The sequence below is a fragment of the Gemmiger sp. An120 genome (assembly GCF_002160955.1).
GTDB lineage: Bacteria > Bacillota > Clostridia > Oscillospirales > Ruminococcaceae > Gemmiger_A > Gemmiger_A avium.
The window spans coordinates 16,542-42,149 of record NZ_NFLN01000022.1; the positions used below are offsets into that span (position 1 = coordinate 16,542).

At 62.4% G+C, this 25,608-nt stretch carries 39 protein-coding genes, 1 tRNA gene and 1 pseudogene; 1 reads left to right on the plus strand and 40 read right to left on the minus strand.

Annotated elements, in window-relative coordinates:
- Positions 1 to 12: 12 nt before the first annotated feature.
- From B5E65_RS13710 to B5E65_RS13870, 33 genes are all read right to left on the minus strand, one after another.
- Positions 13 to 273 (minus strand): KOW domain-containing RNA-binding protein, encoded by a 261-nt coding sequence (locus B5E65_RS13710; RefSeq protein ID WP_087172330.1) that lies wholly within the window; start codon positions 271 to 273, stop codon positions 13 to 15.
- Positions 261 to 1,034 (minus strand): type I methionyl aminopeptidase, encoded by a 774-nt coding sequence (map, locus tag B5E65_RS13715; RefSeq protein ID WP_087172331.1) that lies wholly within the window; start codon positions 1,032 to 1,034, stop codon positions 261 to 263. The genes B5E65_RS13710 and map overlap by 13 nt, the downstream gene beginning before the upstream one ends.
- 3 nt (positions 1,035 to 1,037) lie before the next feature.
- On the minus strand, positions 1,038 to 1,670 hold the full coding sequence (locus B5E65_RS13720; RefSeq protein WP_087172332.1) for an adenylate kinase: 633 nt from the start codon (positions 1,668 to 1,670) through the stop codon (positions 1,038 to 1,040).
- Positions 1,671 to 1,700: 30 nt separating this feature from the next.
- Positions 1,701 to 2,993: a preprotein translocase subunit SecY gene (secY, locus tag B5E65_RS13725; protein ID WP_087172333.1), complete on the minus strand. Its 1,293-nt coding sequence runs from the start codon at positions 2,991 to 2,993 to the stop codon at positions 1,701 to 1,703.
- A gap of 1 nt (position 2,994) precedes the next feature.
- The gene (gene rplO, locus B5E65_RS13730) at positions 2,995 to 3,435 is read right to left on the minus strand and encodes a 50S ribosomal protein L15 (RefSeq protein WP_087172334.1); all 441 of its coding nucleotides are present in this window, start codon (positions 3,433 to 3,435) and stop codon (positions 2,995 to 2,997) included.
- Between the two features lie 20 nt (positions 3,436 to 3,455).
- Complete coding sequence (rpmD, locus tag B5E65_RS13735; protein ID WP_242957563.1) at positions 3,456 to 3,626, minus strand: 50S ribosomal protein L30; 171 nt, start codon at positions 3,624 to 3,626, stop codon at positions 3,456 to 3,458.
- An 86-nt stretch (positions 3,627 to 3,712) separates the two neighbouring features.
- Complete coding sequence (gene rpsE, locus B5E65_RS13740) at positions 3,713 to 4,216, minus strand: 30S ribosomal protein S5 (protein ID WP_087172336.1); 504 nt, start codon at positions 4,214 to 4,216, stop codon at positions 3,713 to 3,715.
- Positions 4,217 to 4,230: 14 nt separating this feature from the next.
- Positions 4,231 to 4,590: a 50S ribosomal protein L18 gene (gene rplR, locus B5E65_RS13745; protein WP_087172337.1), complete on the minus strand. Its 360-nt coding sequence runs from the start codon at positions 4,588 to 4,590 to the stop codon at positions 4,231 to 4,233.
- An 18-nt stretch (positions 4,591 to 4,608) separates the two neighbouring features.
- Complete coding sequence (gene rplF, locus B5E65_RS13750; protein ID WP_087172338.1) at positions 4,609 to 5,151, minus strand: 50S ribosomal protein L6; 543 nt, start codon at positions 5,149 to 5,151, stop codon at positions 4,609 to 4,611.
- Between the two features lie 17 nt (positions 5,152 to 5,168).
- Entirely contained in the window at positions 5,169 to 5,567 is a 399-nt protein-coding gene (rpsH, locus tag B5E65_RS13755; protein WP_087172339.1) for a 30S ribosomal protein S8, read from the minus strand.
- 70 nt (positions 5,568 to 5,637) lie between these two features.
- Complete coding sequence (locus tag B5E65_RS13760) at positions 5,638 to 5,823, minus strand: type Z 30S ribosomal protein S14 (RefSeq protein WP_087172340.1); 186 nt, start codon at positions 5,821 to 5,823, stop codon at positions 5,638 to 5,640.
- 15 nt (positions 5,824 to 5,838) lie between these two features.
- Complete coding sequence (gene rplE, locus B5E65_RS13765; RefSeq protein ID WP_087172341.1) at positions 5,839 to 6,378, minus strand: 50S ribosomal protein L5; 540 nt, start codon at positions 6,376 to 6,378, stop codon at positions 5,839 to 5,841.
- A gap of 16 nt (positions 6,379 to 6,394) precedes the next feature.
- Positions 6,395 to 6,709, minus strand: coding sequence for a 50S ribosomal protein L24 (rplX, locus tag B5E65_RS13770; protein ID WP_087172342.1), 315 nt, complete (start codon positions 6,707 to 6,709; stop codon positions 6,395 to 6,397).
- Between the two features lie 13 nt (positions 6,710 to 6,722).
- Positions 6,723 to 7,091: a 50S ribosomal protein L14 gene (gene rplN / locus B5E65_RS13775; protein ID WP_087172343.1), complete on the minus strand. Its 369-nt coding sequence runs from the start codon at positions 7,089 to 7,091 to the stop codon at positions 6,723 to 6,725.
- Positions 7,092 to 7,121: 30 nt separating this feature from the next.
- On the minus strand, positions 7,122 to 7,376 hold the full coding sequence (gene rpsQ / locus B5E65_RS13780) for a 30S ribosomal protein S17 (RefSeq protein ID WP_087172344.1): 255 nt from the start codon (positions 7,374 to 7,376) through the stop codon (positions 7,122 to 7,124).
- Positions 7,377 to 7,389: 13 nt separating this feature from the next.
- Entirely contained in the window at positions 7,390 to 7,575 is a 186-nt protein-coding gene (gene rpmC / locus B5E65_RS13785; RefSeq protein WP_087172345.1) for a 50S ribosomal protein L29, read from the minus strand.
- Complete coding sequence (gene rplP / locus B5E65_RS13790; protein WP_087172346.1) at positions 7,575 to 7,997, minus strand: 50S ribosomal protein L16; 423 nt, start codon at positions 7,995 to 7,997, stop codon at positions 7,575 to 7,577. The genes rpmC and rplP overlap by 1 nt, the downstream gene beginning before the upstream one ends.
- Positions 7,997 to 8,683: a 30S ribosomal protein S3 gene (rpsC, locus tag B5E65_RS13795; protein ID WP_087172347.1), complete on the minus strand. Its 687-nt coding sequence runs from the start codon at positions 8,681 to 8,683 to the stop codon at positions 7,997 to 7,999. Before rpsC ends, rplP begins: the two co-directional genes overlap by 1 nt.
- A 14-nt stretch (positions 8,684 to 8,697) precedes the next feature.
- Positions 8,698 to 9,033, minus strand: coding sequence for a 50S ribosomal protein L22 (gene rplV / locus B5E65_RS13800; RefSeq protein ID WP_087172348.1), 336 nt, complete (start codon positions 9,031 to 9,033; stop codon positions 8,698 to 8,700).
- 19 nt (positions 9,034 to 9,052) lie between these two features.
- Positions 9,053 to 9,325 (minus strand): 30S ribosomal protein S19, encoded by a 273-nt coding sequence (gene rpsS / locus B5E65_RS13805; RefSeq protein WP_087172349.1) that lies wholly within the window; start codon positions 9,323 to 9,325, stop codon positions 9,053 to 9,055.
- Positions 9,326 to 9,340: 15 nt separating this feature from the next.
- Entirely contained in the window at positions 9,341 to 10,171 is an 831-nt protein-coding gene (gene rplB / locus B5E65_RS13810) for a 50S ribosomal protein L2 (protein WP_087172350.1), read from the minus strand.
- A 73-nt stretch (positions 10,172 to 10,244) separates the two neighbouring features.
- Positions 10,245 to 10,538 (minus strand): 50S ribosomal protein L23, encoded by a 294-nt coding sequence (gene rplW, locus B5E65_RS13815; protein ID WP_087172351.1) that lies wholly within the window; start codon positions 10,536 to 10,538, stop codon positions 10,245 to 10,247.
- Positions 10,538 to 11,161 carry a 50S ribosomal protein L4 gene (gene rplD / locus B5E65_RS13820; RefSeq protein WP_087172352.1) on the minus strand — a complete coding sequence of 208 codons (624 nt, stop codon included), beginning with the start codon at positions 11,159 to 11,161 and terminating at the stop codon, positions 10,538 to 10,540. The genes rplW and rplD overlap by 1 nt, the downstream gene beginning before the upstream one ends.
- A 14-nt stretch (positions 11,162 to 11,175) precedes the next feature.
- Entirely contained in the window at positions 11,176 to 11,808 is a 633-nt protein-coding gene (gene rplC, locus B5E65_RS13825) for a 50S ribosomal protein L3 (protein ID WP_087172353.1), read from the minus strand.
- Between the two features lie 168 nt (positions 11,809 to 11,976).
- Positions 11,977 to 12,288, minus strand: coding sequence for a 30S ribosomal protein S10 (rpsJ, locus tag B5E65_RS13830; RefSeq protein ID WP_087172354.1), 312 nt, complete (start codon positions 12,286 to 12,288; stop codon positions 11,977 to 11,979).
- A 479-nt stretch (positions 12,289 to 12,767) separates the two neighbouring features.
- The gene (locus B5E65_RS13835) at positions 12,768 to 14,663 is read right to left on the minus strand and encodes an LTA synthase family protein (RefSeq protein WP_087172355.1); all 1,896 of its coding nucleotides are present in this window, start codon (positions 14,661 to 14,663) and stop codon (positions 12,768 to 12,770) included.
- 87 nt (positions 14,664 to 14,750) lie between these two features.
- On the minus strand, positions 14,751 to 16,487 hold the full coding sequence (locus tag B5E65_RS13840; protein ID WP_087172356.1) for an Rqc2 family fibronectin-binding protein: 1,737 nt from the start codon (positions 16,485 to 16,487) through the stop codon (positions 14,751 to 14,753).
- Between the two features lie 81 nt (positions 16,488 to 16,568).
- Positions 16,569 to 17,309: a Nif3-like dinuclear metal center hexameric protein gene (locus tag B5E65_RS13845; protein WP_087172357.1), complete on the minus strand. Its 741-nt coding sequence runs from the start codon at positions 17,307 to 17,309 to the stop codon at positions 16,569 to 16,571.
- Positions 17,310 to 17,321: 12 nt separating this feature from the next.
- On the minus strand, positions 17,322 to 17,996 hold the full coding sequence (locus tag B5E65_RS13850) for a class I SAM-dependent methyltransferase (protein ID WP_087172358.1): 675 nt from the start codon (positions 17,994 to 17,996) through the stop codon (positions 17,322 to 17,324).
- On the minus strand, positions 17,983 to 18,180 hold the full coding sequence (locus B5E65_RS13855; protein ID WP_087172359.1) for a DUF1858 domain-containing protein: 198 nt from the start codon (positions 18,178 to 18,180) through the stop codon (positions 17,983 to 17,985). Before B5E65_RS13855 ends, B5E65_RS13850 begins: the two co-directional genes overlap by 14 nt.
- 100 nt (positions 18,181 to 18,280) lie before the next feature.
- Positions 18,281 to 20,479, minus strand: a complete 2,199-nt coding sequence (locus tag B5E65_RS13860) for a DUF2142 domain-containing protein (RefSeq protein WP_087172360.1) — start codon at positions 20,477 to 20,479, stop codon at positions 18,281 to 18,283.
- A 192-nt stretch (positions 20,480 to 20,671) separates the two neighbouring features.
- Complete coding sequence (locus B5E65_RS13865) at positions 20,672 to 20,950, minus strand: zinc-ribbon domain containing protein (protein WP_087172361.1); 279 nt, start codon at positions 20,948 to 20,950, stop codon at positions 20,672 to 20,674.
- A gap of 129 nt (positions 20,951 to 21,079) precedes the next feature.
- A complete protein-coding gene (locus B5E65_RS13870; RefSeq protein WP_087172362.1) occupies positions 21,080 to 21,637 on the minus strand; it encodes a sigma-70 family RNA polymerase sigma factor in 558 nt (185 codons plus the stop codon).
- 196 nt (positions 21,638 to 21,833) lie between these two features.
- On the opposite strand from B5E65_RS13870, the gene B5E65_RS13875 reads away from it, so the two are divergent.
- Positions 21,834 to 21,920: transfer RNA gene (locus B5E65_RS13875), tRNA-Leu, on the plus strand.
- Between the two features lie 266 nt (positions 21,921 to 22,186).
- Here B5E65_RS13875 and B5E65_RS13880 read toward each other — a convergent pair.
- The 7 genes and pseudogenes from B5E65_RS13880 to B5E65_RS16265 form a co-directional block, all read right to left on the minus strand.
- Positions 22,187 to 22,459, minus strand: coding sequence for a phage holin family protein (locus B5E65_RS13880; RefSeq protein WP_164488817.1), 273 nt, complete (start codon positions 22,457 to 22,459; stop codon positions 22,187 to 22,189).
- Between the two features lie 14 nt (positions 22,460 to 22,473).
- Positions 22,474 to 22,785 carry a hypothetical protein gene (locus tag B5E65_RS13885; RefSeq protein WP_087172363.1) on the minus strand — a complete coding sequence of 104 codons (312 nt, stop codon included), beginning with the start codon at positions 22,783 to 22,785 and terminating at the stop codon, positions 22,474 to 22,476.
- Between the two features lie 2 nt (positions 22,786 to 22,787).
- Positions 22,788 to 23,096, minus strand: a complete 309-nt coding sequence (locus tag B5E65_RS13890) for a DUF4406 domain-containing protein (protein ID WP_087172364.1) — start codon at positions 23,094 to 23,096, stop codon at positions 22,788 to 22,790.
- A 10-nt stretch (positions 23,097 to 23,106) separates the two neighbouring features.
- On the minus strand, positions 23,107 to 24,138 hold the full coding sequence (locus B5E65_RS13895; RefSeq protein WP_087172365.1) for a GH25 family lysozyme: 1,032 nt from the start codon (positions 24,136 to 24,138) through the stop codon (positions 23,107 to 23,109).
- Positions 24,128 to 24,307: a hypothetical protein gene (locus B5E65_RS13900; protein ID WP_087172366.1), complete on the minus strand. Its 180-nt coding sequence runs from the start codon at positions 24,305 to 24,307 to the stop codon at positions 24,128 to 24,130. Before B5E65_RS13900 ends, B5E65_RS13895 begins: the two co-directional genes overlap by 11 nt.
- Before the next feature lie 97 nt (positions 24,308 to 24,404).
- Positions 24,405 to 24,863, minus strand: a complete 459-nt coding sequence (locus B5E65_RS13905) for a hypothetical protein (RefSeq protein WP_087172367.1) — start codon at positions 24,861 to 24,863, stop codon at positions 24,405 to 24,407.
- A 4-nt stretch (positions 24,864 to 24,867) separates the two neighbouring features.
- Positions 24,868 to 25,608: pseudogene (locus B5E65_RS16265) on the minus strand (hypothetical protein); the annotation flags it as partial.

The following is a 25,608-nucleotide window of genomic DNA, read 5'->3' on the forward strand; positions in this document are numbered from 1 at the left end:
GCTCTTACCTCCTCATGCGTTCACGCATGCCGCCTGGCCTTCAAAGGCCTCGATGGCGGCTTTGAGCTGATTGTCGCCGGCGAGACACTCGCCTTGCAGGACGGTGGCGGTGGGGGCCACATGCCTCTCCTTCTTCCGCTTTGGATTCGCGAGCGTGCGGCGTGAGCCGTCCGCCAGGAGAAGAATCTGGCCTTCCACGGCCAGAACCGCGAAGGTATGGCCCTTATCCCGCCCGGCCAGGGAGCGGACAAGCTGTCCTTTTACAAACTGCATGTCGGCTCCTCCCAGCCCAGGGTCAGGATCTCGGGGCCGGCGGGCAGGATGGCCACGGTGTGCTCAAAGTGAGCAGAAAGACCGCCGTCCGCCGTTTTTACCGTCCAACCGTCGGGTAACGTGATGACGGAGTGATGCTTTTGGTTGACCATCGGCTCGATGGCCAGGGTCATCCCGCCCACAAGGCGGGGGCCCCGGCCGGCGGTGCCGAAATTGGGGACCTCCGGGTCCTCATGCAGCTCGCGGCCCACTCCGTGGCCCACAAAGCTGCGCACGACCGAAAAGCCGTTTTGCTCCACATAGGACTGCACGGCGTGGCTGATGTCCCCCACCCGGTTGCCGCACACCGCAGCGGCAATGCCGCGGTGCAGGCTTTCGCGGGTGACGTCCAGCAGCCGCTGGGCCTCCAGGTCGATCTTGCCGCACCCGAAGGTGCAGGCGTTGTCGCCGTTGAAGCCGTCGATGGCAGCCCCGGTGTCAATGCTGACGATATCGCCCGGGCGGATCTGGCGCTTATGGGAAGGGATGCCGTGGATCACCTCATCGTTGATGCTGATGCAGGCGGTACCCGGGAACCCGTACAGCCCCTTGAAGTTGGGGCGGGCGCCCTTGCCCTTGATATAGTCGAACAGAATCTTATCCAGGTCGGCGGTCGTCATGCCCGCCTCAATGGATTCGCCCGCGAGGCGAAGCGCCGCTGCACTGATCGCGCAGGCCCGGCGCATAGCCGCCAGCTCGTGGGCATTCTTGATCTGGATCACGATTTACGCCTCCAGAGCTTTCATCAGCAGCGCGGTGGTATCGGCAATCTCCTCCTGGCCTTCCACCACCACCAGCTTACCCCGCTGGCGGTAGAAGTCGATCAGGGGCTCGGTCAACTCGTGGTAGACCTTGAGCCGCTCCAGCACCGTGGCGGGCTCGTCATCCTTGCGGATGATCAGAGCGCCGCCGCACCGGTCACATTTGTCCGGCTGGCTGCTGGGTTTGAAGGCGGTGTGGTAGGAAGCGCCGCAGGCGCTGCACACCCGGCGGCCGCTCAGACGCTCGATGATCTTCTCGTCGGCGACTTCGATATCCACAACCTTGTCGATGCGCACGCCCATGGTCTCCAGGGCCTCGGCCTGGGCCACCGTGCGGGGCACGCCGTCCAGGATGAAGCCGTTCTGGCAATCGGGCTCGGCCAGGCGCTCCTTGATGATGCCGATGATCACATCGTCGGGGACCAGGGCGCCGGAATCGATGTAGCTCTTGGCCTTAACGCCCATCTCGGTGCCTTCCTTGACTGCCGCGCGGATGATGTTACCCGTGCTGATGGCGGGAATATTCAGCTTTTCGCAGACTACTTCCGCCTGCGTGCCTTTGCCGGCGCCCGGGGCGCCCAACAGAATCAGATTCATAGCGCTTTACGTCCCCTTTCGATATTTAGTTTACTGCAGGAAGCCCTTGTGGTGACGCATCACCATGAAGCTTTCCATGCTGCGGGAGGTGTCCAGGGCCACGCCTACCACGATCAGCAGGCTGGTACCGCCCAGCTGGATGGGAAGGCCGCTCACGTTGCCCAGGAGAATGGGCAGCACGGCGACCACGCCCAGGAACAGGGCGCCCACCAGGGTGATCTTGCCCAGTACCTTGGTGATGAAATCGCTGGTCGGCTTGCCGGGACGGTAGCCGGGGATCGCGCCGTTGTTCTGGCGCAGATTGTTGGCGATCTCAACCGGGTTGTACTGGATGGCCACGTAGAAGTAGTTGAAGCCGATGATCAGCAGCAGGTAGAACACCATGTAACCCCAGCCGCGGGCACTGAAGAAGTTGAAGAACGCGGTCCAGTAGGGGTGAGCAGCGGCATCCAGGTTGATGAAGCCGCCGATGGTGCCGGGGATGCTGCACAGGGCGCTGGCGAAGATGACGGGCATAACGCCGCTCATGTTCACCTTGATGGGAATGTGGCTGGACTGGCCGCCGTACATCTTGCGGCCCACCACACGCTTGGCGTACTGCACCGGCAGGCGGCGTTCGGCGTTGGTCAGGATGACCACGAACACCACGGCAGCCAGGGCGAGGATGATCACGCCCGGGAAGGCCAGGTAGTACAGAGGCTGGGTAGCAGCCTTGGTCAGGATGCTGTTGACAGCGGTGACCACGTTGCTCCAGTTGGCGATGATGCCGGTGAAGATCAGCAGGGAAACACCGTTGCCGATGCCCTTGCTGTCCACCTGCTCGCCCAGGAAGGTGGCCAGCTGCGCGCCAGCCGTAAAGCACAGGATGATGACCACGGCCACGAACCAGGCCTGCCAGCCGGTGACGCTCAGAGCGCCCAGGTTGCGCAGCACGAAGTAGTAACCGATGGACATACCCAGGGCGATGCCGCCGCTGGCGTATTTGGTGATGCGGGTGAGTTTGCGGCGGCCCTCTTCACCCTCCTTGCTCAGCCGCTCCAGGGCCGGGATGGCCACCGTGAGCAGCTGAATGATGATGGAGGAGTTGATGTAGGGGGAAACGCCCAGGGCGAACAGCGTGCACTGCGACAGAGCAGAGCCGGACATCATGTTCAGGTAGTCCAGCATATTGCCGGTGCCGAACCAGGCGTCCAGCACCGAGGCATCCACGTAGGGCACCGGCACCGCACAGCCCAGGCGGAAGATGACCAGGATCAGCAGCGTATACAGGATGCGCTTGCGAAGCTCCTCCACCTTCCACGCGTTGCGGAACGTCTCAAACACCTCAGATCACCTCGGCCTTTCCGCCCGCCTTTTCGATCTTCTCCTTGGCAGAGGCAGTGTAGGCGGCGACCTTCACGGTCAGGGCCTTGGTCAGTTCACCATTGCCCAGAACCTTGACGCCGTCCAGGCTCTTCTTGATCAGGCCGCAGTCCAGCAGGGCCTGGGTGTCCACCACGCTGCCCTCAGCGAACTTCTTGTCCAGGTCGCTGATCTTAACGGTAGCATACTCGGTGGCGAAAATGTTGTTGAAACCGCGCTTGGGCAGACGACGCTGCAGAGGCATCTGGCCGCCTTCGAACCCGGCCTTCTTGACGCCGGAGCGGGCTTTCTGGCCCTTGTGGCCGTAGCCGGCGGTCTTGCCGTTGCCGCTGCCGTGGCCGCGGCCTTTGCGCTTGGCCGCGGTGTTCGCGCCCTGCGCGGGCTGTAATTCATGAAGCTTCATGTGCTTGCACCTCCTTGCCTTTACGCTTTGGTAACCAGGACCATGTGGCTGATCTTGGCGATCTTGCCGTTGGTCTGGGCGTTGTCGGGCTGCACGGTCACATCGCCGATCTTCTTCAGGCCCAGGCTCTGGGCGGTGGCGATCTGCTTCTCGCTGCGGCCGGACAGGCTGCGGGTCAGCTTGATGGTCAGGCTGGCAGCCTTCTTAACAGCGGGCTTCTTGGCCGCAGGCTTCTTAGCCGCGGGCTTCTTGGTTTCTGCCATTGTTAGCTGCCTCCTTACTCAAACAGTTCTTTCACGGTCTTACCGCGCTTGGCAGCCACTTCCTCAGCGCTGACCAGGCTGCACAGGCCGTTGAAGGTGGCGGTGACCACGTTGCAGGGGTTGTTGGAGCGCAGGCTCTTGGTACGGATGTCCTTGATGCCGGCAGCTTCCAGAACCGCACGCACCGGGCCGCCGGCGATAACGCCGGTGCCTTCGGGAGCCGGACGCATCAGCACGCGGCCAGCGCCGAACTCGCCCACGATCTCGTGGGGGATGGTGGTGCCCTTCATGGCAATCTTGTGCATGTTCTTCTTGGCAGCCTCAAGGCCCTTGCGGATCGCTTCGGGAACCTCACCGGCCTTGCCCATGCCAAAACCGATGGTGCCTTTGCCGTCGCCCACAACGACCAGGGCGCTGAACTTCATTACGCGGCCACCTTTGACGGTCTTGGATACGCGGTTGATGGCGACGACTTTTTCCAGCATGCCGTCATCGACTTCACGATTTCTTCTTTCCATCTGTATCCTCCTCCTTACAGCTGCAGGCCGCCTTCGCGGGCGCCCTCAGCCAGAGCTTTCACGCGGCCGTGGTACACGAAGCCGCCGCGGTCGAACACGACGACCTTGATGCCTTTTTCCAGAGCGCGCTCGGCGATCTTGCGACCGACCTTGCCGGCAGCCTCAATGTTGCCGCCGAAGCCCTCGAAGTCCTTGTCCATGGTGGACGCGCTGCACAGGGTAACGCCAGCCACATCGTCGATGATCTGGGCGTAGATGTGCTTGGAGGAGCGGAATACATCCAGACGGGGCCGCTCAGCGGTGCCGCTGATCTTACCGCGCACACGGCGGTGACGGCGCAGACGCGCAACGTTCTTATCAGGTTTATTAACCATTGTCTTTCACTCCTTCCCTTATTTGCCCTTACCGGCTTTGCCCTCTTTGCGGATGATGTGCTCGCCCGCATAGCGGATGCCCTTGCCCTTGTACGGCTCAGGCGGACGCTTCTCGCGGACTTCCGCCGCGAACTGGCCGACCTTCTGCTTGTCGATGCCCTTGATGATGATGGTGTTGGCATCGGGAGCGTCGATCTTGATGTCGTCGGTCTCGCTGACGATGACCTGATGGCTGTAGCCCAGGTTCATCACCAGGTTGGTGCCCTGCTTGGCCACACGGTAGCCAACGCCCTGCACTTCCAGCTTCTTCTCGAAGCCGTGCATAACACCTTCCACCATGTTGCTGATGTTGGTGCGGGTCAGGCCGTGCAGGCTGCGGGCCTGCTTCTCGTCATTGGGGCGGGTAACCAGAACTTCGCCAGCCTCGACCTTAACGGTCATGAGGGGGTGGAAGTTGGAATGCAGGGTACCCTTGGGGCCCTTCACCGTGATGGCGTTGCCCTCAACGGCAACTTCCACGCCGGCGGGGATGACGATGGGTTTTCTTCCAATTCTCGACATTGTCTTATACCCCTTTCTTACCACACAAAGGCGAGAACTTCACCGCCGACGTTGGCAGCGCGGGCAGCCTTGTCGGTCATGACGCCTTTAGAAGTGGAGATGATCGCGGTGCCCAGGCCCTTCATGACCCGGGGCATATCTTCGCAGTTGGTGTAGATGCGCAGGCCGGGCTTGGACACGCGGCGCAGGCCGGAGATAACGGGGACGCCGTTCTCCTGATACTTCAGGGTCAGGCGCAGGGTCCCCTGCTTGTTGTCTTCGATCATCTGCACACCCTTGATGTAGCCCTCGTCAACCAGGATCTGGCAAATTGCCTTTTTCAGGTTGGAAGCGGGAACTTCGACAGAAGGGTGTTTGGCAGTGCTGGCGTTGCGGATGCGGGTGAGCAGGTCCGCGATAGGATCGGTGATTTGCATGCCACTAACCTCCTTAAGGTTCTTCGTTTCGTAATTTCAGGCTTTTCGGCCTGTTTGGTAAAAGCCGAATTTACCAGCTGGCTTTCTTCACGCCGGGGATCTCGCCCTTGTAAGCGAGCTCACGGAAGCAGATACGGCAGATGCCGTACTTGCGCAGGTAGGCGTGGGGACGGCCGCAGATTTTGCAGCGGTTGTAGGCGCGGGTAGAGAACTTGGGCTCGCGCTGCTGCTTGATTTTCATAGAAGTCTTAGCCATCGTGCGTTTCCTCCCTTAGTTGGCGAAGGGGGCGCCCAGAGCCTTCAGCAGCTCCTTGGCCTCTTCGTCGGTTTTGGCGGTGGTGACGAAGCAGATGTCCATGCCGCGCACCGCGTCGATCTTTTCGTAATCGATCTCAGGGAAGATCAGCTGCTCCTTGATGCCCACGGCGTAGTTGCCGCGGCCGTCGAAGGAGTTGCCGTTGATGCCGCGGAAGTCACGCACGCGGGGCAGAGCCACGCTGAACAGACGATCCACGAACTCGTACATACGCTCGCCGCGCAGGGTGACCTTCGCGCCGATGGGCATGCCTTCGCGCAGCTTGAAGTTCGCAACGCTCTTCTTGGCGCGGCAGACCACGGCCTTCTGGCCGGTGATCTGAGCCAGATCGCTCAGGATGGCGTCCATCATCTTGACGTTGTCCTTGGCGTCGCCGCAGCCAACGTTGATAACGACCTTATCCAGCTTGGGGATCTGCATCACGCTCTTGTACCCAAACTTGCTCATCAGGGCGGGAGCGACTTCATTCACATACTTTTCTTTCAAACGTGCCATGTGTCACTTACCTCCCTTACAGCTCGGCGCCGCACTTGCGGCACACGCGCACATTCTTGCCGTCCTTGACGGAGTGGGCCACGCGGGTGGCCTTGCCGCACTTGGGGCATACGGGCATGACCTTGCAGGCGTACATAGCGCCCTCGGCCTTCACGATGCCGCCCTGCTCGCCCTGACGGCGAGGCTTGACGTGCTTGGTAACCATGTTGCGGCCTTCAACGATGACCTTGCCCTCCTTGGGGCTCACAGCGAGCACCTTGCCGGTCTGGCCCTTGTCCTTGCCGCTGATGATCATAACGGTGTCGCCGGTTTTAACATGAAGATTGTTCATTCTTAAAACCTCCTTACAGCGATTCGGGAGCCAGGCTCAGGATCTTCAGGTAGCCGTTCTCGCGCAGCTCGCGCGCCACGGGCCCAAAGATACGGGTGCCTCGCGGATTCTTGTCGTCACGGATGATAACGGCGGCGTTCTCATCGAAACGGATGTAGCTGCCGTCCTCACGGCGCAGGCCATGCTTGCTGCGAACGATCACAGCCTTGACCACGTCGCCTTTCTTCACGGTGCCGCCCGGGGCCGCCTTCTTGACGGAAGCCACCACGACGTCGCCGATGTTGGCATATCTCTTGCGGGAGCCGCCCAGCACACGGATGCACATTAACTCCTTGGCACCGGTGTTGTCGGCCACTTTGAGATACGTTTGCATCTGAACCATTGCCAGATCCTCCTTTTCAAAGTATCAGGCTTATTTCGCCTTTTCTACGATCTCGACCAGGCGCCACCGCTTGTCCTTGGACAGGGGGCGGGTCTCCATGATGCGCACGCGGTCGCCCACGCGGCACTCGTTCTTTTCGTCATGCGCCTTGAACTTGACGGTGCGCTTCAGGATCTTCTTGTACAGGGGATGCTGAACGCTGTCCTTGACGGCCACGACGATGGTTTTGTCCATCTTATCGGAGACAACGGTGCCCACACGGGTCTTTCTCAAATTGCGTTCCATCGTTTACTCCTCCTCACGCTTTCTCCGCCAGGACGGTCAGCACGCGGGCGATGTCCTTGCGGACGATCTCCATACGGCCGGGGTTGTCCAGCTGATTGATGGTGTGCTGGAAGCGCAGGTTGAACAGCTCTTCTTTCAGCTCAGCCAGCTTCTTGTTCAGCTCGGCACTGGACATATCACGCAGTTCTGCGGCTTTCATCAGGCTTCAACCTCCTCTTCACGCATTGCGAATTTGCACTTGACCGGCAGCTTGTGCATGGCCAGGCGCAGCGCCTCGCGGGCGACGGCCTCATCCACATCGGCCAGCTCGAACAGTACGCGGCCGGGCTTAACCACGGCCACCCAGTACTCCGGAGAACCTTTACCGGAACCCATGCGGGTCTCGGCCGGCTTCTCGGTAACGGGCTTGTCGGGGAAGATCTTGATCCAAACCTTACCGCCACGCTTGATGTAACGGGTCATGGCGATACGGGCAGCCTCGATCTGACGGCTGTCGATCCAGCCGGGCTCGAGGGCAACAAGGCCGTACTGGCCCTGGTTGACGGTGTTGCCGCGCATGGCCTTACCGGTCATGCGGCCGCGATGGACGCGGCGGTATTTAACGCGCTTAGGCAGTAACATTACTTGTTGCCTCCTTCCTTGCGGGATGCGGGCTTGGCGCCCTTCAGAACCTCGCCCTTGTAGATCCACACCTTGACGCCGATCTTGCCGTAGGTGGTGTCGGCCTCAGCGAAGCCGTAGTCGATGTCGGCGCGCAGGGTCTGCAGGGGGATGGTGCCCTCATGGTAGTGCTCGGTGCGGGCGATGTCCGCGCCGCCCAGACGGCCGGAAACCTGGGTCTTGATACCCTTGGCCCCGCGCTGCATAGCGCGGCCCATGCACTGCTTCATCGCGCGGCGGAAGCCGATGCGGCGCTCCAGCTGAGCGGCGATGTTCTCGGCCACCAGCTGAGCGTTGGTGTCCATGTTCTTGACTTCCACGATGTTCAGGTTGACGCTCTTGCCGATCATCTTCTCCAGCTGAACGCGGAGCTTCTCGATCTCGGCGCCGCCCTTGCCGATCACCATGCCGGGCTTGGCGCAGTACAGGTTGATGCGAACCTTCGGAGCGCCGGTCTGGTTGTCGACGGTGCGCTCGATTTCGATCTTGGGCAGGCCCGCGTCGAACAGCTGCTTCTTCAGGGTCTTACGGATCTTGTAATCCTCGACCAGGGTGTCGCCGAACTCCTTCTTGGAAGTAAACCAGCGGCTGTCCCAATCTTTAATTACGCCCACGCGCAGACCGTGGGGATTGACTTTCTGGCCCATTGTTTACCTCCTCCTTACTCTTTCTCTTTCAGAACGACGGTCACGTGGCTGGTCCGCTTCAGGATGCGGTAGGCACGGCCGTGGTCGCGGGGCATGATGCGCTTCAGGGTGGGGCCGGGGGTGACAAAGCACTCGGCCACGTACAGGTTGTTCTTGTCCATGTTGTGGTTGGTTTCCGCGTTCGCGGCAGCAGACTTCACCAGCTTCAGAAGGGGCTCACAAGCGGCCTTCGGGGTGTACTGCAGGATCGCCAGCGCCTTGTCCAGAGGCTGATTGCGGATCAGATCCAGCACGATCGAGACCTTCCGGGGGCTGATGCGGGCGTATCGAAGATGTGCCCTAGCTTCCATGGTTGTGTTCCTCCTTCTCTTATTTCGTGGTCTTCGCGCCCGCGTGGCCCTTGAAGGTCCGGGTGGGGGCGAATTCGCCCAGCTTGTGGCCGACCATATCCTCGGTCACGTACACAGGCACGTGCTTGCGGCCGTCGTGCACGGCAAAGGTGTGGCCCACGAAGTCGGGGAAGATGGTGGAGGAACGGCTCCAGGTCTTGAGCACGCGCTTCTCGCCGGACTCGTTCATCTCACGGACACGCTTCAGCAGAACAGGCAGGACATAAGGTCCCTTCTTAACACTTCTACCCATGTTCCTTCTCCTCTCTTAACCGTTCGCGCGCTTGACAATGAACTTGTCAGAGCGGTTGTGATGTTTGCGGGTCTTGTAACCCATAGCCGGCTTGCCCCAGGGGGTAACAGGGCCGGGACGGCCAACCGGGCTCTTGCCCTCGCCGCCGCCGTGGGGGTGGTCGCAGGGGTTCATGACGGAGCCGCGGACGGTGGGACGCCAGCCCATGTGGCGCTTGCGGCCAGCCTTGCCCAGGTTCACGTTCTCGTGATCCAGGTTGCCAACCTGGCCGATGGTGGCGATGCAGTTGAGAGGCACGTTGCGCATCTCGCCGCTGGGCAGACGCACCAGGGCGTAGCCATTCTCCTTAGCCATCAGCTGGGCCATGTTGCCGGCGCTGCGCACCAGCTGGCCACCCTTGCCGGGGTACAGCTCGATGTTGTGGATGGTGGTACCAACGGGGATGTTGGCGAAGGGCAGCGCGTTGCCCGGCTTGATGTCGGCGTTGGGGCCGGCCATCACGGTGTCGCCCACCTTCAGGCCGTCCGGAGCCAGGATGTAGCTCTTGACGCCGTCTTCGTACTCGATCAGGGCGATGTGGGCGCTGCGGTTGGGATCGTACTCCAGGGTCTTGACAGTGGCGGGCACGTCAAACTTGTTGCGCTTGAAGTCGATCACGCGGTACTTGGTGCGGTTGCCGCCGCCGTGATGGCGAACGGTGATCCGGCCGGTGTTGTTGCGACCGGCAGCCTTCTTCATAGGCTCCAGCAGGCTGCGCTCGGGCGCGACCTTGCTCAGCTGGCTGTAATCGGTGACAGTCATGCCGCGGCGGCCCGGGGTAGTCGGCTTATACTTTTTGATAGCCATGGCTATTTTCTCCTTTTGATCTTATGAATTATTATCGGGGTCATATCCCCATAAGCAAGCCCTCGGGGGCTCTTTATACCATGGACTCGAAGAAATCGATGCCCTTGGAATCCTGTTTCAGGGTCACGATGGCCTTCTTGGCAGCGGCGGTGTAGCCGGCATGCATGCCCTGGCGGCGGTAACGGCCGCGCACATTGATGGTGTTGACCTTGGCAACCTTCACGCCGAACAGGCTTTCAACAGCCTTGGCGATCTCAATCTTGTTGGCGTCGGTCGCAACCTTGAAGGTGTACTTCTTGCTGGCAATACCCTGCATCGAGTTCTCGGTAATGACAGGGGCCAGGATGATGTCTTGTGCAGCTTTCATTAGCCCAGAACCTCCTCGAGTTTTTTGGCAGCGTCCACGCTGATGATGAACTTGTCGGCATTCACGACGTCGTAGGTGTTCACGCTCAGAGCGGTGGTGGTCTTAACGCCGGGCACGTTGGCGGCGCTCTTGACGAACTTGGCGTCCACAGCGTCGTTCACGATCAGGGCCTTCTTGGAAGCGCCCACAGCGGCCAGCATGTTGACCACGGTCTTGGTCTTGTACTCCTCGCAGGCCAGCTTGTCGATCACGATCATGTCACCGGCCTGGGCCTTGGCGCTCAGGGCGCTCAGCACGGCCAGACGGCGGACCTTCTTGTTGATGCGGTAGCTGTAATCGCGGGGCTTGGGGCCCAGGGCAACGCCGCCGTGAGTCCACTGCGGGCTGCGGGTGGAACCCTGACGGGCATGACCGGTGCCCTTCTGACGCCAGGGCTTGCGACCGCCGCCGGAAACCTCGCTGCGGGTCTTGGTGCTCTGGGTGCCCTGGCGCTGGTTGGCCAGGAAGTTGACGACCGCGATGTGCACGGCCTTCTCATTGGGGGTGATACCGAAAACGGCGTCGGAAAGCTCTACGGTGGAAACCTTCTTGCCGTTCATATCCAAAACGTCAAACTGTGCCATTGTGCTTTCCTCCTTTACGCCTTCACGCTGTCGCAGATGCAGACCACGGCGCCCTTGGGGCCGGGCACAGCGCCCTTGACGGCGATCAGATTATTTTCCGCGTCCACCTTGACGACGGTCAGGTTCTGGATGGTCACGCGCTCAGCGCCCAGGTGACCGGGCAGCTTCTTGCCCTTGAACACACGGCTGGGGGTGGAGCAGGCGCCCATGGAACCGGCATGGCGGGAAACGGGGCCGGTGCCGTGGCTCTCGCGCAGGCGATGGCCGTTCCAGCGCTTGATGGTGCCGGCGTAGCCCTTGCCCTTGCTGACGCCGACCACGTCGATGTGGTCGCCGGCGGCGAAGACGTCGGCCTTCAGGATGTCGCCCACGTTCACGGCGCTGATGTCAGCCAGACGGAACTCACGCAGGGTCTTCTTGGGGGCCACGTCGGCCTTGTCGAAATGACCCTTGGCAGGCTTGCTGACCTTGCGGGCGGCGATGTCGCCGAAGCCCAGCTGCACGGCCTGGTAACCGTCGCTTTCCACGGTCTTCTTCTGCACCACGGTGCAGGGGCCAGCCTCGATCACGGTGACGGGAACGACCTTGCCGTTCTCATCGAACAGCTGAGTCATGCCCAGTTTCTTGCCGATGATACCTTTTTGCATTTTCTTTTCCTCCTATAAGGTTATTGGTTGACGCGCTTTCGCGCCAACATGACCTCTCCGCTGGGGAGCGGTGCTCGGGATCGGGTGTTTGCGAAGGGGCGCCGGGGTTTCCGGCAGTTGGCGGCTCGGCGGCTGCCCTTACCGATTAAGTAAGGCGCCCGTGCACGCTCACAGCTTGATCTCGATGTCCACGCCGGCGGGGAGCTGCAGGCCCATGAGGGCCTCGACCGTCTTGTTGGACGGCTTCAGGACGTCCACCAGACGCTTGTGGGTGCGGGTCTCAAACTGCTCGCGGCTGTCCTTGTACTTGTGAACAGCGCGCAGGATGGTCACCACTTCCTTGTCGGTGGGCAGGGGAATCGGGCCGGACACGCGGGCGCCGGTGCGCTTAGCGGTCTCCACGATCTTCTCCGCGGCCGCGTCCACCAGCTGGTGGTCGTAGCTCTGCAAACGAATCCTGATTTTCTCCTTGACTGCCATTTTGTTCGCCTCCTGTTAAATTTTGGTGCCTAGGCGATCCGATAAACCACTGTACACAGCGCCGGGTGTTTCACGTTTTTGCATCAGAAAAGCCGGTGAACCGCTAGGCAGTTCCCCCGGACAGACCTGTAGCAAATTAAGTTGGACATTGGTTCGCACGGCAAGCCGGTGAGAACGTATCCCTTTGCTGTCAGTAATTCTTTCGCCCGGTTCTAGATCGGACATACTCCGCGGAAAAACCCGTATCGCTACGGCAACCTCCCGCATCATCGCATATCGTGGCCCCGTACCCCATTGTGCACGGGGTCCTTTGCAGCCGAGGTTTATTTTAGCACACACCGCCGGGTGTTGCAACCCCTTTTTGTAAAAAAGTTAGAATTTTTTTTGAGAATTTCTCCCTTTTGCGCAAACGGGCCCCAAACGGCCGGAAAAAGGCCGCCGGAAGCGGTTTTCTGCCCCTCCGGCGGCCCTTTTTTCTGTCAGCTGTACAGAATATTCCGGCTGTACTCCTCGCCGAACATCAGATCGTACTGGACGGTCCAGTATTTTCTCAGCAGCTCGTTGATCTGCCCTTCCGGCAGGCCCACGCTGCCGTCCGGGGCGATGGCATAGCCCCGGGCCAGGCCCCGGCATTCCGGCAGGGTGCTGTGCAGCCAGCTCATCCAGGCCGGCTGGGGCGCATCGTAGTAGGCGCCCAGCATAGGCAGCAGCATATAGGCGGTGGTGAGCGGCTCGGTGACCGCGTCCTTCTTGTCGTGGTTGCTCCAGATCAGGAACGGCACCTTGTACTTCTCCACCATCCGCTCCTGGTCGGGCAGGCCCAGATAACTGGCCGCCTTCTCGTTCACGTTGATGGTATCGTCATCGGCCACGCCGGTCTGGTGATCGCCGAAGAACAGGACGATCACGTCCCGGTCCACCGTTTCCAGATAGTCGGTCAGGCGGCCCAGCGCCCGGTCGATGTCCCGCATGTTGGTGGCCACCGTTTCCAGCAGGGCGGTCTCCTCCTTGTTGAGCTCCGGCACCTTGGCGGTGACCCGGTAGCCGTCCGGATAGATCCCCCCGGTATAGGACACGTGGTTCTGGATGGTGACGGTATGGATAAAGACGCCGCCGTCGGTTTTGGCGGTCTCTTCTTTATAGGTATCAATGAGCTTGTCGATGGTGCTCTTTTCGCTGATGTAGTCGCCGGCGTAGGTCGGGTCGGCAAAGTCCTCCATATCATAGAAGGCGTCGAATCCCATGTCCGCGTAGGCGTCCTCCCGGTCATAGAAGCTGCGCAGGTAGGGATGGATGGCCACGTTGGTGTAGCCCTGCTGCTTCAGGTAAAGCGGATAGCTGGCGAAGTCCTCGTGCATGTACTCGCTGTAGGCGGTGCTGCCCTGGGGCAGCAGATCGGTGCAGAAGCCGGTAAGAGCCGAAAACTCGATGTTGGCGGTGCCGCCGGTATAGCCCTCGCTGAGGAAATACCCGCTGACCCCTTCCCGGGACAGCCGGTCGAAGTTGGCGGTCAGATCCTGGGAGTACTCCCCGGGAATGACCCGTTCCAGATCAAACCAGCTTTCGGACATGACCACCAGGATATCCGGGGTGGCCTGGGAATCCCGTTCCCCCGCCTGGGCGGCCATCTCCCCTGCCAGCTGCTCCACCGAGGTTTTCCGGTAGCCGGCGGGCGGGTCGATCTTCATATCCCCCAGCATATGCAGGAAGATGGGCACAAAGGTACCTTTATAATATTCGTCCGCCAGGCCGGTGGAGAAATACCCCAGCCCCCGGGCGCGCATGCTGGGCTCGTGCCAGATCTCCCGCACGGTGAACAGGCAGGCGCAGACCAGCGCCATCCCGCCGGACAGCGCCCGCAGCGCCCAGCCCCGGCCGCCCTTCGGCCAGGGAAGCCGCACAAAGGTGAGGGCCACGGTGACCAGGATCACCGCCAGCGCAAAGACTACCATCTCCCGGGTGATGGCGGGCCGCATCTCGGTGCCGATGGTGGCTGCGTCCCGCAGGATGAACAGATCACTGGGCACCACCGGCTCGTCCCGGTAGGAGAGTTTCAGATAATTGGAGATCCCGCCGGTGGCCAGAATGACCCCCATGATCCCGGCCGGCACAGCAGGCCGCCGAGTGAGCAGGGTAAGCGCCAGAAACAGCAGGGCCAGCGGCACCCAGCCCAGCAGCAGATTGGAAATCCGGCCGCTCAGATAGGTCAGGGTAACGGTAAAGGAGCGGATGCGGGTAAACTCGATCAGCACCTGGTACAGCAGGGGCACCCCGGCACAGGCCAGCAGGCTGATCACCGTACAGAGCACCGGCCGCGCCGCAAACCAGCGGCGCAGGCGTATCCAGGGGTTGCGGATCCGGGTAGATTGTTGCATGATCGTTGACTTTTGCCTCCGTGCCGGCAGGGCAGCTTTCCGGTGCCCGCCGGCCGTTCGCGGTTGGGGTCCGGCAGAGAGCGCCCGTTATACCCGCAGTTTCTCCCGCAGGGCGGGGTCCGGGGTGATGTAGGCGGTCTCATAGGTGTCGTAGAGCACCATGCCGGGCTTCAAATCGCCGGTCTTGCGGATGTTGCGCACAAAGGTGTAGTCCACAGGGACCTTGGCGCCCCCTGCCTGGCTGGAGTGGAGCACCGCCAGCTGGGCAGCTTCTTCCCGGGTGGAGTCCGGGATGGGCTGGCCCTCGCTGATGACCACCGTGTGACTGCCGGGGGCGTTCTTTACGTGGAACCACAGATCCCGGCCCCGGGCGGTGTGCAGGGTGAGTTTGTCGTTCTGGGCGTTGTTGCGGCCCACCAGGATCAGGAAGCCGTCGGTGGAGCGGTACCGGAAGAAATCGGCAGGCTTCTGCTTTTTATCCCGTACCTTATAATATTTCAGATAGCCCTGGCTTTTCAGCTCGGCCCGGATCTCGCCCAGGGCCTGCTCGCCGGAGGCGGTCTCCACCTCATAGACCACCGTCTCCAGATACTCGATCTCCCGGGCCCCCTCTTCCAGCAGGCGGGCCAGCATTTTGGCGGCGGTCTGTTTCTTTTTGTATTCCTTGAAATATTTCTGGGCGTTGCCGCTGGGCGACAGCCGCACGTCCAGGGGGATGGTCTCTTTCTGGCCGGTGTAGTAGTTGTCCACCGTGACGCTGGCCATCCCCCGCTCGATCTGCCACAGGTTGGCCTGCACCAGTTCGCCCTTGATGCGCAGCTCGTCGCTGGCCTCGCTCTGGGCCAGTTCCTCGGTGCGGGCGGCCTGTTTGCGCACCGCCCGCTCGTGCAGGTTGCGCACCGTCTTGAGCAGGTCGCGGCTCTTCTGGCGCAGACGCTCGGCCCGGTCCTTGACCGCGTAGTAATCCTCCAGCAGGGCGCTGAAGTCCGGATAGGTACGGCAGGCGTCGGGGCCGTACTGGGTCAGGGCGGTAAAGCTGAACTCCACCGGGCGGCCGTCCGGCGCCGCGGCGGCGGTGGGCACCCCACCGGCGGCGTGATCGTCCCGGATGGCGTCCAGCGCCGCGGCCAGGGCGGACTGCTCGGCGGCGGTGAGTTCATTGGCCGGGCGGTGGCTGTCCCCCAGTGCCCGAAAGGCGGCTTCCCGGCAGACCACCGGGCCTACCCCGCCGCAGCTTTTCATCAGCGCGTCGGCCACCGGCAGGTCCTTCTGCATGGCCAGCGCCACCAGCGCGGCGCTGCTTACCGAGAAGAAGTCCGGCCGGGCGGGCCGGGGCGGCATGGTGTAGGGCAGGCCGGGCAGCAGCTGCCGGATGGCGGAATCCTCAAAATCCACCCGCTTGAGGGCGTCCAGAATGCGGCCGTCCTGCACCAGCACCAGGTTGGAATAGCGGCCCATCAGTTCGGCGGCCAGGGTGTTTTTGACCAGGTCGCCCATCTCGTTGACGCACTGGAAATCAAAAAAGACGATCCGTTCCCCCGGCTCCATCCGGATATCCAGCAGGCGGCCGCCGGCCAGGTGCTTGCGCAGCAGCATGCAGAATCCCGGCGGGGTGGCCGGATTTTCAAAGCTCTCGCCGGTCAGGCAGACCCGGGCGGAGCCGCTGCGGGCGCTGAGCAGCAAGCGATAGGTATCGGTGCGGGTGCGCAGAAGCAGCAGCACCTCGTCCCGGGTGGGCTCGAAGATCTTGTCGATCCGGGAGTCCAGCAGAGTGGTTTTCAACTCGCGGGCGCAAAGCGCCAGCGTGGCGGCATCCAGAGCCATGGTTCACCTCGCGATATAACAGGACAACGGCCAAAACGGGGCCGCGGGGACAGCATCCTGCCCCCACAGCCCCGCAAGCCGTTACAGATACGTAAAGGGGTCCTTGCAGCGGCGGCTGCACAGCACCCGCACGCCGGGAAACTTCCGGGCCAGCTTGTCTGCCAGCACCGGCACAATGGGCAGCTCGGTGGCGTAGTGCCCGGCCACCACCAGGCTGAGCCCTGCGTGGCGGGCGTCCAGCGCCGTATGATGCCCGGCCTCGCCGGTTACCAGCGCGTCCGCCCCGGCAGCCAGGGCCGCTTCCAGGAAGTCCCCGCCGCTGCCGCCCACCACCGCGACCCGGTTGATGGGCTTGCCCGCGTCCACCAGCTTCACATGCGCCCCCAGCACCTGGCGGCACTGTTCCGCCAGCAGGTCGGCGCTGGTGGTGCGCACCCGGCCGATCCGGGCCAGCTTGTCCAGCGGCTGTACATCCTGCACCCCCAGCAGGCGGCACAGAATGTCGTTGACCCCGCCCTCGGCCGCGTCCAGATTGGTGTGGGCGCAGAGGGCGGAGATGTTTTTCTTGATCAGGCGGTAGGGCAGCGATCCCCGCGCCAGCGACCGCAGCGGTTTGAAGATCACCGGATGGTGGGTCACGATCAGCTGGCAGCCCTGGTACTCCGCTTCGGCGATGACCTCATCGGTCACATCCAGCGCCACCAGAATGCTGGTGACCTCCGCGCCGCAGTCCACCAGCAGGCCGGGGTTGTCCCAGCTTTCCGCCAGTTCCGGCGGGGCCAGCTGCTGCACATAGGTCAGGATCTCGTCCACACGGGCCATGCGGGCCACCTCCTATCCTTCCAGTTGCTCGATCATTGCCAGCTGCCGGGCGCGCTCCTCCTCGTCGGGCATCCCCCGCAGCCGCTTGCGCCAGCGGATCAGCCGGTCGGCCTTGTAGCCTTCCCCGCCGGGATAGAGGCCGGTATCCCCCAACTGGCACCAGGCCTCCTCCGGCTCCCGGCCTTTGCCGGTATAGTCCGCGGCGATCACCGCGTACCAGCGCCCGGCGCACTGCACCGGGATGTCGGCGGCCAGGGCAAATCCCCGGCGGGCCAGCCAGCGGCGCAGCACCTCGTGCCGGGTAGCGGGAACCAGCACCAGCCGCATCCCGGGTGCAAACACCCAGGGCGCGGCTTCAAACACTTCGATCATGGTTTCGGCGCTCAGGCCCGCCACCACGATGTCCTGCACCTGGCCGGGCTCCAGGCCCTCCAGGCCCGCCGCCAGCCGGCAGTCCACCCGGTCTTCACAGGCAAAGGCCCGGCAGGTTTCCCGGGCGGTTGCCAGCGGAGCGGGACGCAGATCGCCGGCCATCACCCGGGGGCAGCGGCCGGTACAGGCCAGCCAGGCAGCCAGACGGCCATGGTCACAGCCCACATCCGCCGCCACACTGCCCGGCCGCACCAGATGGGCGGCAGTCAGCAGACGGGCGTCCAGATGGGGCGCGGGCCGGTCAGTTGTTGCCAAAATGGGCGTTCAGCTTGGCCACCAGCTCGTCCACGTTGGTGCCGTGGACCATGCAGGCCTGCTCCAGGGTTTCCCCGCGGGAAGCCGGGCAGCCCAGGCAGTGCATCCCGATCTCCAGGAAGTAGGGAGCGGTGTTGCGGTCCATATCCAGAATGTCGCCGATGATGGAATCCTTCGTGATCATAGTTGTATCTCTCGCTTTCTTATACTATTGTCGGGGCAGAGCGCCCGTTTTTGCATATACATCGGTATTGTACTCCAAAGGGGCAGGTTTGGCAAGCCTTTCACAGGGCGGCCAGCTGGGAAATCGCTTCCAGCAGCACTGCGGCGCACAGGCCGATCTGGGCCAGCCGCACCCCGGCGGACAGGTCCCGGCTGCGCACCACGCCCCGCCATTCCCCGGCGGCCAGGGCCAGCAACGGCACCAGCGGCAGGAAGTACCGCCCCTGAATGCCAAAGATCTGTTCATAGTTCAGCGGCGTCCAGGTCAGGCAGGCAGCCACGCACAGGGCCACACAGCCCGCGCACAGGGCCAGCACCCACCACAGCCGCCAGCCGGGCAGGCGGCGGGGGCTGTCGGCGGCGGGCATGGCGGCCAGCCACAGCACCCCTGTCAGCGCCAGGGTCAGCAGCCAGCTGACCTCCACCGAGTAGATCACCGGCTCGCCCAGGGCGGTGCCCAGCGCCTGCTGCCAGTAGGCGGGCAGCTTGGCCGCAAAGGTGGCCACCGTAAGCTTGACCACCCGGGGCAGATTGCGCAGGATATAGCCCACACTGTAGGTGTAGATGGAATCGCCGTTGGGCTGTATCCCCTCCACCAGCTGCTGCGGGGTGGGATCCTCGCCCCAGTGGGAGGCCATCCAGAACAGCGCTGCCAGCGCGACCAGCGCCAGCGCCACACCCACCAGCAGAATCCAGCGGCGGGCGGCGGGGCGGCGCTCCCACAGGCGGGCGGCGCACAGCCCGATCACGGCGGCGGCCACCGCCGCGGCCCCGCCCAGCCAGAAAGCGGCGTCGGGCATATCCCGCATCAGGTATCCGAAGTAAGAAGCATTGGCCGCAGCCCAGGACAGCGCAGCCGCCCCCAGGATAGCGGTCTTTTTCCAGCCCGGACGCGCCCCCAGATTGGCGCCGGGGATCACCAGGCACAGCCCGGTCAGCGGCAGGTAGATGGCCTTGGCCGGGGCCAGCAGCGCCGCCAGCAGCATCCCCGCCAGCCAGCCGGCGGTGGTCACCGGTCCGGCGCAGCCGCGCAGGCACCAGGCTATCCACAGCAGGGTCAGCGCCATCACCGGCATATCGGCGGACAGGCAGCCCGCCACCTGCAGCGCCATGGGCAGCAGCGCGGCGCAGAAAAAGACATTTTTCGCCCGGGGCGTCAGGTGCAGCGCCAGGGCGGCCAGCGCCAGATACACCGCCAGATTGCACAGCCGGGCCAGCCAGAGCATTCCGTAAAAGCTCAGCCCAAGCACGCGGCCCAGCGCCATGCCCAGCACCATGGGCGCATAGAGCAGCCGGTTGCCGGACGCGGCGGCGCGCACATCCTCGGCCACGGCGGTCAGCGCCCCGTCATGGCCGGTCTCCAGCAGCTGCCCGGCCATCCGCTTGTAGGCAAACACGCCCCGCTCGCCGGTTTCGTCGGTCATGTGGGGCGCGTCGCATTCCCGCATCCGCAGGCGGCCCTGCTCGTCGTAGGGGGCCTGGCCCAGCAGTTCGCTGGCCTGGGCGTAGGCGGTAGCAGCGTGGGCGTATTCATCCGGCCCGGCCAGCGGCGGGATGATCAAACTCATTATCAGCCCCAGCAGCGCGCCGGCCACGCAGAGCACCGGCACGGCCCCGGCCTTTTTCACAAACAGCAGCCACCAGCCGCCCAGCACCGCCAGCGCCAGCAGCGCCCCCGGCACCCAGAATGCCCGGGAAGCAAAGCCGCCGCTGTGGTCGGTGACCAGCTGCAAAGCGGCGGTGCCCTCCCCGCTGTCCGCGGTTCCGCCGGTAAGCGGCATGTTCGTCAGCACCGTTTCGCTGGCCCACAGACCCACCACATCCTCTGCCGTGGCGGGCTGGTACCAGACCCGCAGCCGGTAGGATTCCCCGGCGGTCAGGTTCACCGGGCCCTCCTCAAAAATAAAGGTATAGAAAGTGTTGTCCAGCAGGGCGGTCATATCGCAGGCAGCCCCCGCCAGGCGGGTTCCGGCGCTGTCCTGCAGTTCCGCGTACAGGGTGCCGTGGGCCACCCGGCCATGGATGGAAAACAGCAGCCGCACCCCGTACAGTGCCCCGCCCTTCTCCCAGGCAAAGGTCTGCACAAGCCCCGCCGACGGATCGGCCGGGTCCACCACCTGGCTGTATTCGTCGTTGATCTGCTCATAGCGCGAGCGGCCGTCGGCGGTCTGCCGTACCCCGTACCAGGTCCAGGCCAGCGCCGCCAGCACGATCACCGCCAGCACTGCGCCGGCCAGCCAGCGTCTGCATGTTTTGTTCATGAATGGTCCCCCGCTGCACAGAATTTGCGGGCGCGGCGGTTTTCAGCCCGCGCCCCGGTGTGTACCATTGTACCGTAAAATCCGCCCGGGCGCAAGAAAAGCGCGGACGGGCCGTCCCGCAGCAAAAAAGCGCCCTCCGGGCGGAGGGCGCTTTTTCATGCATTCATTCAGCCGTGCGGCAGGATGGGGAGATTACTGGTTCTCCTTCATCTTGGCGAAGCACTCGCTGCAGTAGACCGGACGGTCCTCACGGGGCTGGAAGGGCACGCGGGCCACGCCGCCGCAAGCAGCGCAGGTAGCCTCGTACATCTCGCGGGTGCCGCGGGTAGCGCTCTTGCGGGCGTCACGGCAGGCCTTGCAGCGCTGGGGCTCGTTCTCGAAGCCGCGGCTGGCGTAGAACTCCTGCTCGCCGGCGGTGAAAACGAATTCCTTACCGCAGTCTTTGCATACTAAAGTCTTGTCTTCGTACATGATTTCTGTCTCCTTAATGGAAATTTTTTGCCCGCGGAAGGATTCAAACCGACACCTTTGGTTTTGGGACCAACGCTCTGACTGTTAAGCTACATAGGGCACATTTATCGCGGCAGGCCAACCGGCCTGTCAGACCAGATCTTCGGGCAGATAGCGGCGCAGCTTGCGGCGCACCCGGCCCATGGCGTTTTCCGCCGTTTTTTCATCCCGGCCCAATCGCTGCCCGATCTGCCGGGCACTGCACCCGGCCAGATAGAGGGCCAGCACCTGACGCTCCAGCTCGGACAGGCGCACCTCCATCTCCCGCACGATCTGCTGGTACCGCTCGGCAGCGATGGCCAGTTCCTCGGGGCTCTGGGCGGTGCCGCTCTCTTCCAGCGGAACACTGTCGTTCAGCGGCCCGTGCTTTTTGCTGCGGGCCGAGCGGGCGGCGGCGATCTGCGCGTTGAGGGCGCACACGCCGGCGTAGGTTTCAAAGGACGCGCCCCGGCCGGGATCGTAGGTCTGGATCGCGCGGAACAGGCCGATGATCCCCTCCTGCACGGCGTCCTCAAACTCCATACCGGGGCCGGCGCAGAACGCGGCGCCCCGACGGATCGCGGGCATCATGCGGGCGATGGCTGCCGCCATGGCAGCTTCGTCCCCCCGGCGCAGCAACTCAAGGGAAAGCGGTTGGCGGGACGGCATATACGGCCTCCTGAAACCTGGGATTCTACACCTTAATAGGGTACACCGTCTTTTGGCATTTGTCAATAAATTTTTTCGTCTCTGTACCCATCTGTTCCACCAACCTGCATAATTTGCAACCTTTCGCGTTTTTCTCCGTCAAAATGTCCTTGATTTGTCCCTCTTTTCATATTATAATGGTCATGTTACACATCATGCCGGTGTGTTGGAATTGGCAGACGAGACGGACTCAAAATCCGTTGCGGGCAACCGCGTGTGGGTTCGACCCCCACCACCGGCACCACGCATGGTTATAAAGCCGCTTGGTTCCTACATCTTGATAGGCTTCCAAATCGCGCGATAACCACAAAATCCCCCAGCTGCAGCGGCTGGGGGATTTTGCTTTGTAATGCGACCGAAGCAAACAAAAAGCGGCCCCAACCGTCCGGAAAGTCCGGATGGTTGGGGCCTTTCTATAACTCTGAATTAACTTCAAATTAACTTTAAGTTAACCTGTTAGCTAATATGTTAACTCGCACGGACTTTGCACGCCGTGCAAGCCGGTACAACTTATTCCGCCGGGGAATCGTAAGTAAGCGCCCGGGCGGAATCGCCCAGGCCGGCGGTGGTGGGATCGTTGAGGGCGTTCCAGACGCTCACCGCCGCCAGCGCGCACACATACGGGTTGCGGATCGCGGCCAGCAGGGTCTGGCCAAGGATCGGCCAGCTGGTGATGTCCGCGCCGGTCAGGCCGAAGTAGGCCAGAACAGGAGTAAACACCGCCAGGCCCAACTGCGCCCAGAATACCGGATTTTTCAGCCGCACGGGAAGATTCAGTTTCATGTATCTCTCTCCTTTCAGAAATGGGTGGGCAGCTCGTTCACGTCCTTCACCAGGGCGGTTACTGCTCCATTGCCGCCCAGGGCGTGATAGGCTGCGTACATACTTTGGATGTTCTCCCGGCCATGCACCGAGATGCTCTGCTTTTTCTGGTAGTAGTCGCAGGACTGGATGATCCTGTCGCGCAGCAGGGCCTGCACGCCGGTTTCCAGCGCTTTCTGCCGTTTGTGCTGGGCCAAGGCGTACCGCCACAGGGCAGCGAGACAAGCCGTCAGAAGTCCGAAAGCCCAAACTACCCAGTACTGCACGGCCCAGTCAGGGAGCTGCATTGTCATCGCCCTCCCTGTTCGATAATTTTCACGCCGTATTCTTCAGCACAGGTGTGCTCGATACGGCACCCACGGGCGGATTCCCACCCACTGGCAAAGAAAGCCACGTCAGCTCCCGCAAGGAGCTCAATGCTTTTCGCCAGAAACCAAAGCGGTTTTGCTTCAGCTGGTGCGCCGAGGAAGAAGCTATCTACCACTTCCACCTTTTCATCGAGCGCCTCTTCTGCTGCATGTACAGCCTCTTTCCTTTCTTTCAGGATCTCCTCGTCGGATTTTCCGCGCATAGGTTGCGAGATGAACAGTTTTTTCATGTCTCTCTCCTTACTTCGCCAACGCAACGCCGGAAGCGGTGAGCTTGTCCTGCAGGGCGGTAAGTTGCTTGCCCTGCTCGGCCTGGTTGGTTTCGATCCGGCTCTGCCCGGCCTCGATGCGGGCCAGCGCAGCCAGCACCTCGGTCAGATCCACGGCCGGGGTCTCGACGGCGGGGGCATCCTCTACCACACAGCGGCCGTCCGGCAGTTCCAGACAGTAGACCTCTGCGCCGTCAGCGATGATCTTGTACCAGGTGCCGGTCATGTTCGCCAACTGGATGGTGTTCCCCTTGGCAGTGATGGGATAGATTTCGTTCAGTTCCAGCACACCCAGGCTGGCGTTGATATCCGGGGCGCTGAAAGTCTCACACTTCGGATTTTCCGCGCTGGTGCAGCGCAGCACCTTGCCGGTAATCGGCTCAAAACTCATGGGCTTGTCCTCCTTATCGAGTTCCCTGGGGAAATCCCGGAACAGGTTGTTGCAGTCCACCCGCCCGGTAATGCCCGCCACCGTGCCGCTGCTGGTGTACTGGTGCATATCCCGGGGGATGGTCTTGTCGTAGCTGGCCCGGTAGTCGGCCAGCCATATGGTGTCAGCATAGGCCTGGATGGTGGGGATGTCCACGCTGGCAAAGTAGGCGGTGTAGCTGTAGTATCCGGGCATATAGGGGCTGTTGGCCCGGATATGGTCGAGGAAGGCCACCGCACAGGCGGTGCGGTTGGCCGTCGGGATGTCATTCTCTTCCTGGTCGAAATAGAGGGGCATCTGCAGCCCCCGGCCCGCCAGCACCTGCAGGCAGATCTGTGCCTCCTGCACGGCCTCCTCCGGCGTGTGGGCGTAGCTGAACCAGTACACCCCCACAGGCAGGCCCGCCGCCTGAGCGTCCGCGTAGTTTTCGGCAAATCGAAGGTCCTCCTGCTTGGCGTACCGGCCATAACCTGCTCGGATCACCGCAGCATAGATACCGGCGGCCTTGACCTGGGCCCAATCGATGGTCCCCTGGTATACCGATACATCTACGACCCTTGCTTCAAAAGGCATCCGGGTACACCTCCTTCAGCTCCGCCCGCTTGGCCGTCACGGCGGCCTGCTCAGCCGCGGCCAGGGCATGGGCCTCTTCCACCGTGACCCCGTTGCAGGCCGCCGCCGTCGCCTCGTCCAGGCCGTAGGCCAGCGCCTTCAGAATCTCCTTTTTTTGTTCGCTCGTCATATGTACTCCTTTCTCACTTCGCCACCCGGGCGGCATCCGCGTCCAGGATATCCTGCCAGCGGGGAATATCCAGTGCTTTTTCCATGGGTGTTCCTCCTTACAAAACATGCGCTCGTGCCGTATCAGGGCCGATTCCTCCACCGCCCTGTAAAGTAAACGAAACAATCGTATCATCTTGATAGGTGTATGAGCCTGTGCCGCTTCGCCCTCCTCCAAAATTCATTATAAGGCAGTTGCCTATGTTGTACCAATAAAGGGTTTGGCCCTTTCTTACCTTACATTTTCCCGATACAGTAGCACCCCTATAAGATGCAAACCCTACAAATTGATTGTTTTCGTTGATGTAGAATCCACCATACCCGGAATCTCGCGTATTCGAGGCGAATACACCAGCACCCACGGCAAAACTTGGAGCCACAATATTGCCTGTTACGCTAACCACTTCTTTTGTGCCCTGCTTCACGGTCACTGTCTTTTCAGCCAACACCACATCGGCAGACAGCCCCTCCACCGTCACCTTGCCGCCTCCGGCGGCGGCCATCATGCTTTTGCTCATACGCTCACCTCGCTTCCACCAAATAAACAGTAAGGTTTACCGCCGGCTTATCCTCCCAGCAGGTCACCGTCACCTGGCCGGCCAGGGTCTCCACCATGGAGATGTACCCCAGGGCCTCGCGGGCGGCAATATCTGTCGCCCGGTCGCCGGTGGGCAGGATCATGGGCTGCAGGGTGACCACGTCGGCGGTCATACCCTCGCAAGCCACTGTCTGGGTGTAGCCGGTCTCCCCGTCGCCGGTCCACCCCTCCGTGGGCAGAACAGCGGTGTAGGTGCGACTGGTGGCTGCCTGGGCAGCGGCGGCAACATCGTCCACCTGCAGCTGCAGATTTCCGGCTGCGTCTTCACTGAGCTGTCCTTTCATTGCCTCAAACCAGGCGTTAAATGCTACCTGCCAGGCATTCATCTGCTCGGTGCCCGCCTGGGCCTGGGCGGCAATCACAGCCTGCAGTTGCGCGAAGTACGCCTCCCAGTCGGGTGTTTCGAGAGGCGTCATGACCATGCCGCAGCGGCTGGTGTCCAGCCGTGTGTCGGTAATACGCTGCTGGGAGATGGTGGACACATTTTTCGCCACGAACAAATTGGCCAGGCCCAGTTCCCAGATGGTACTGTCCCGGGTAAGAGCAGGCGCCTGCGGGCTCTCCGCGGCTGTGCCTTTCACGATGTACAGGTCTATGCTGCGCACCGCTCGAGACAGGTCCAGACGGGCCACCACCGTATCGATACGGTCCAGTTCTTCCGCCGC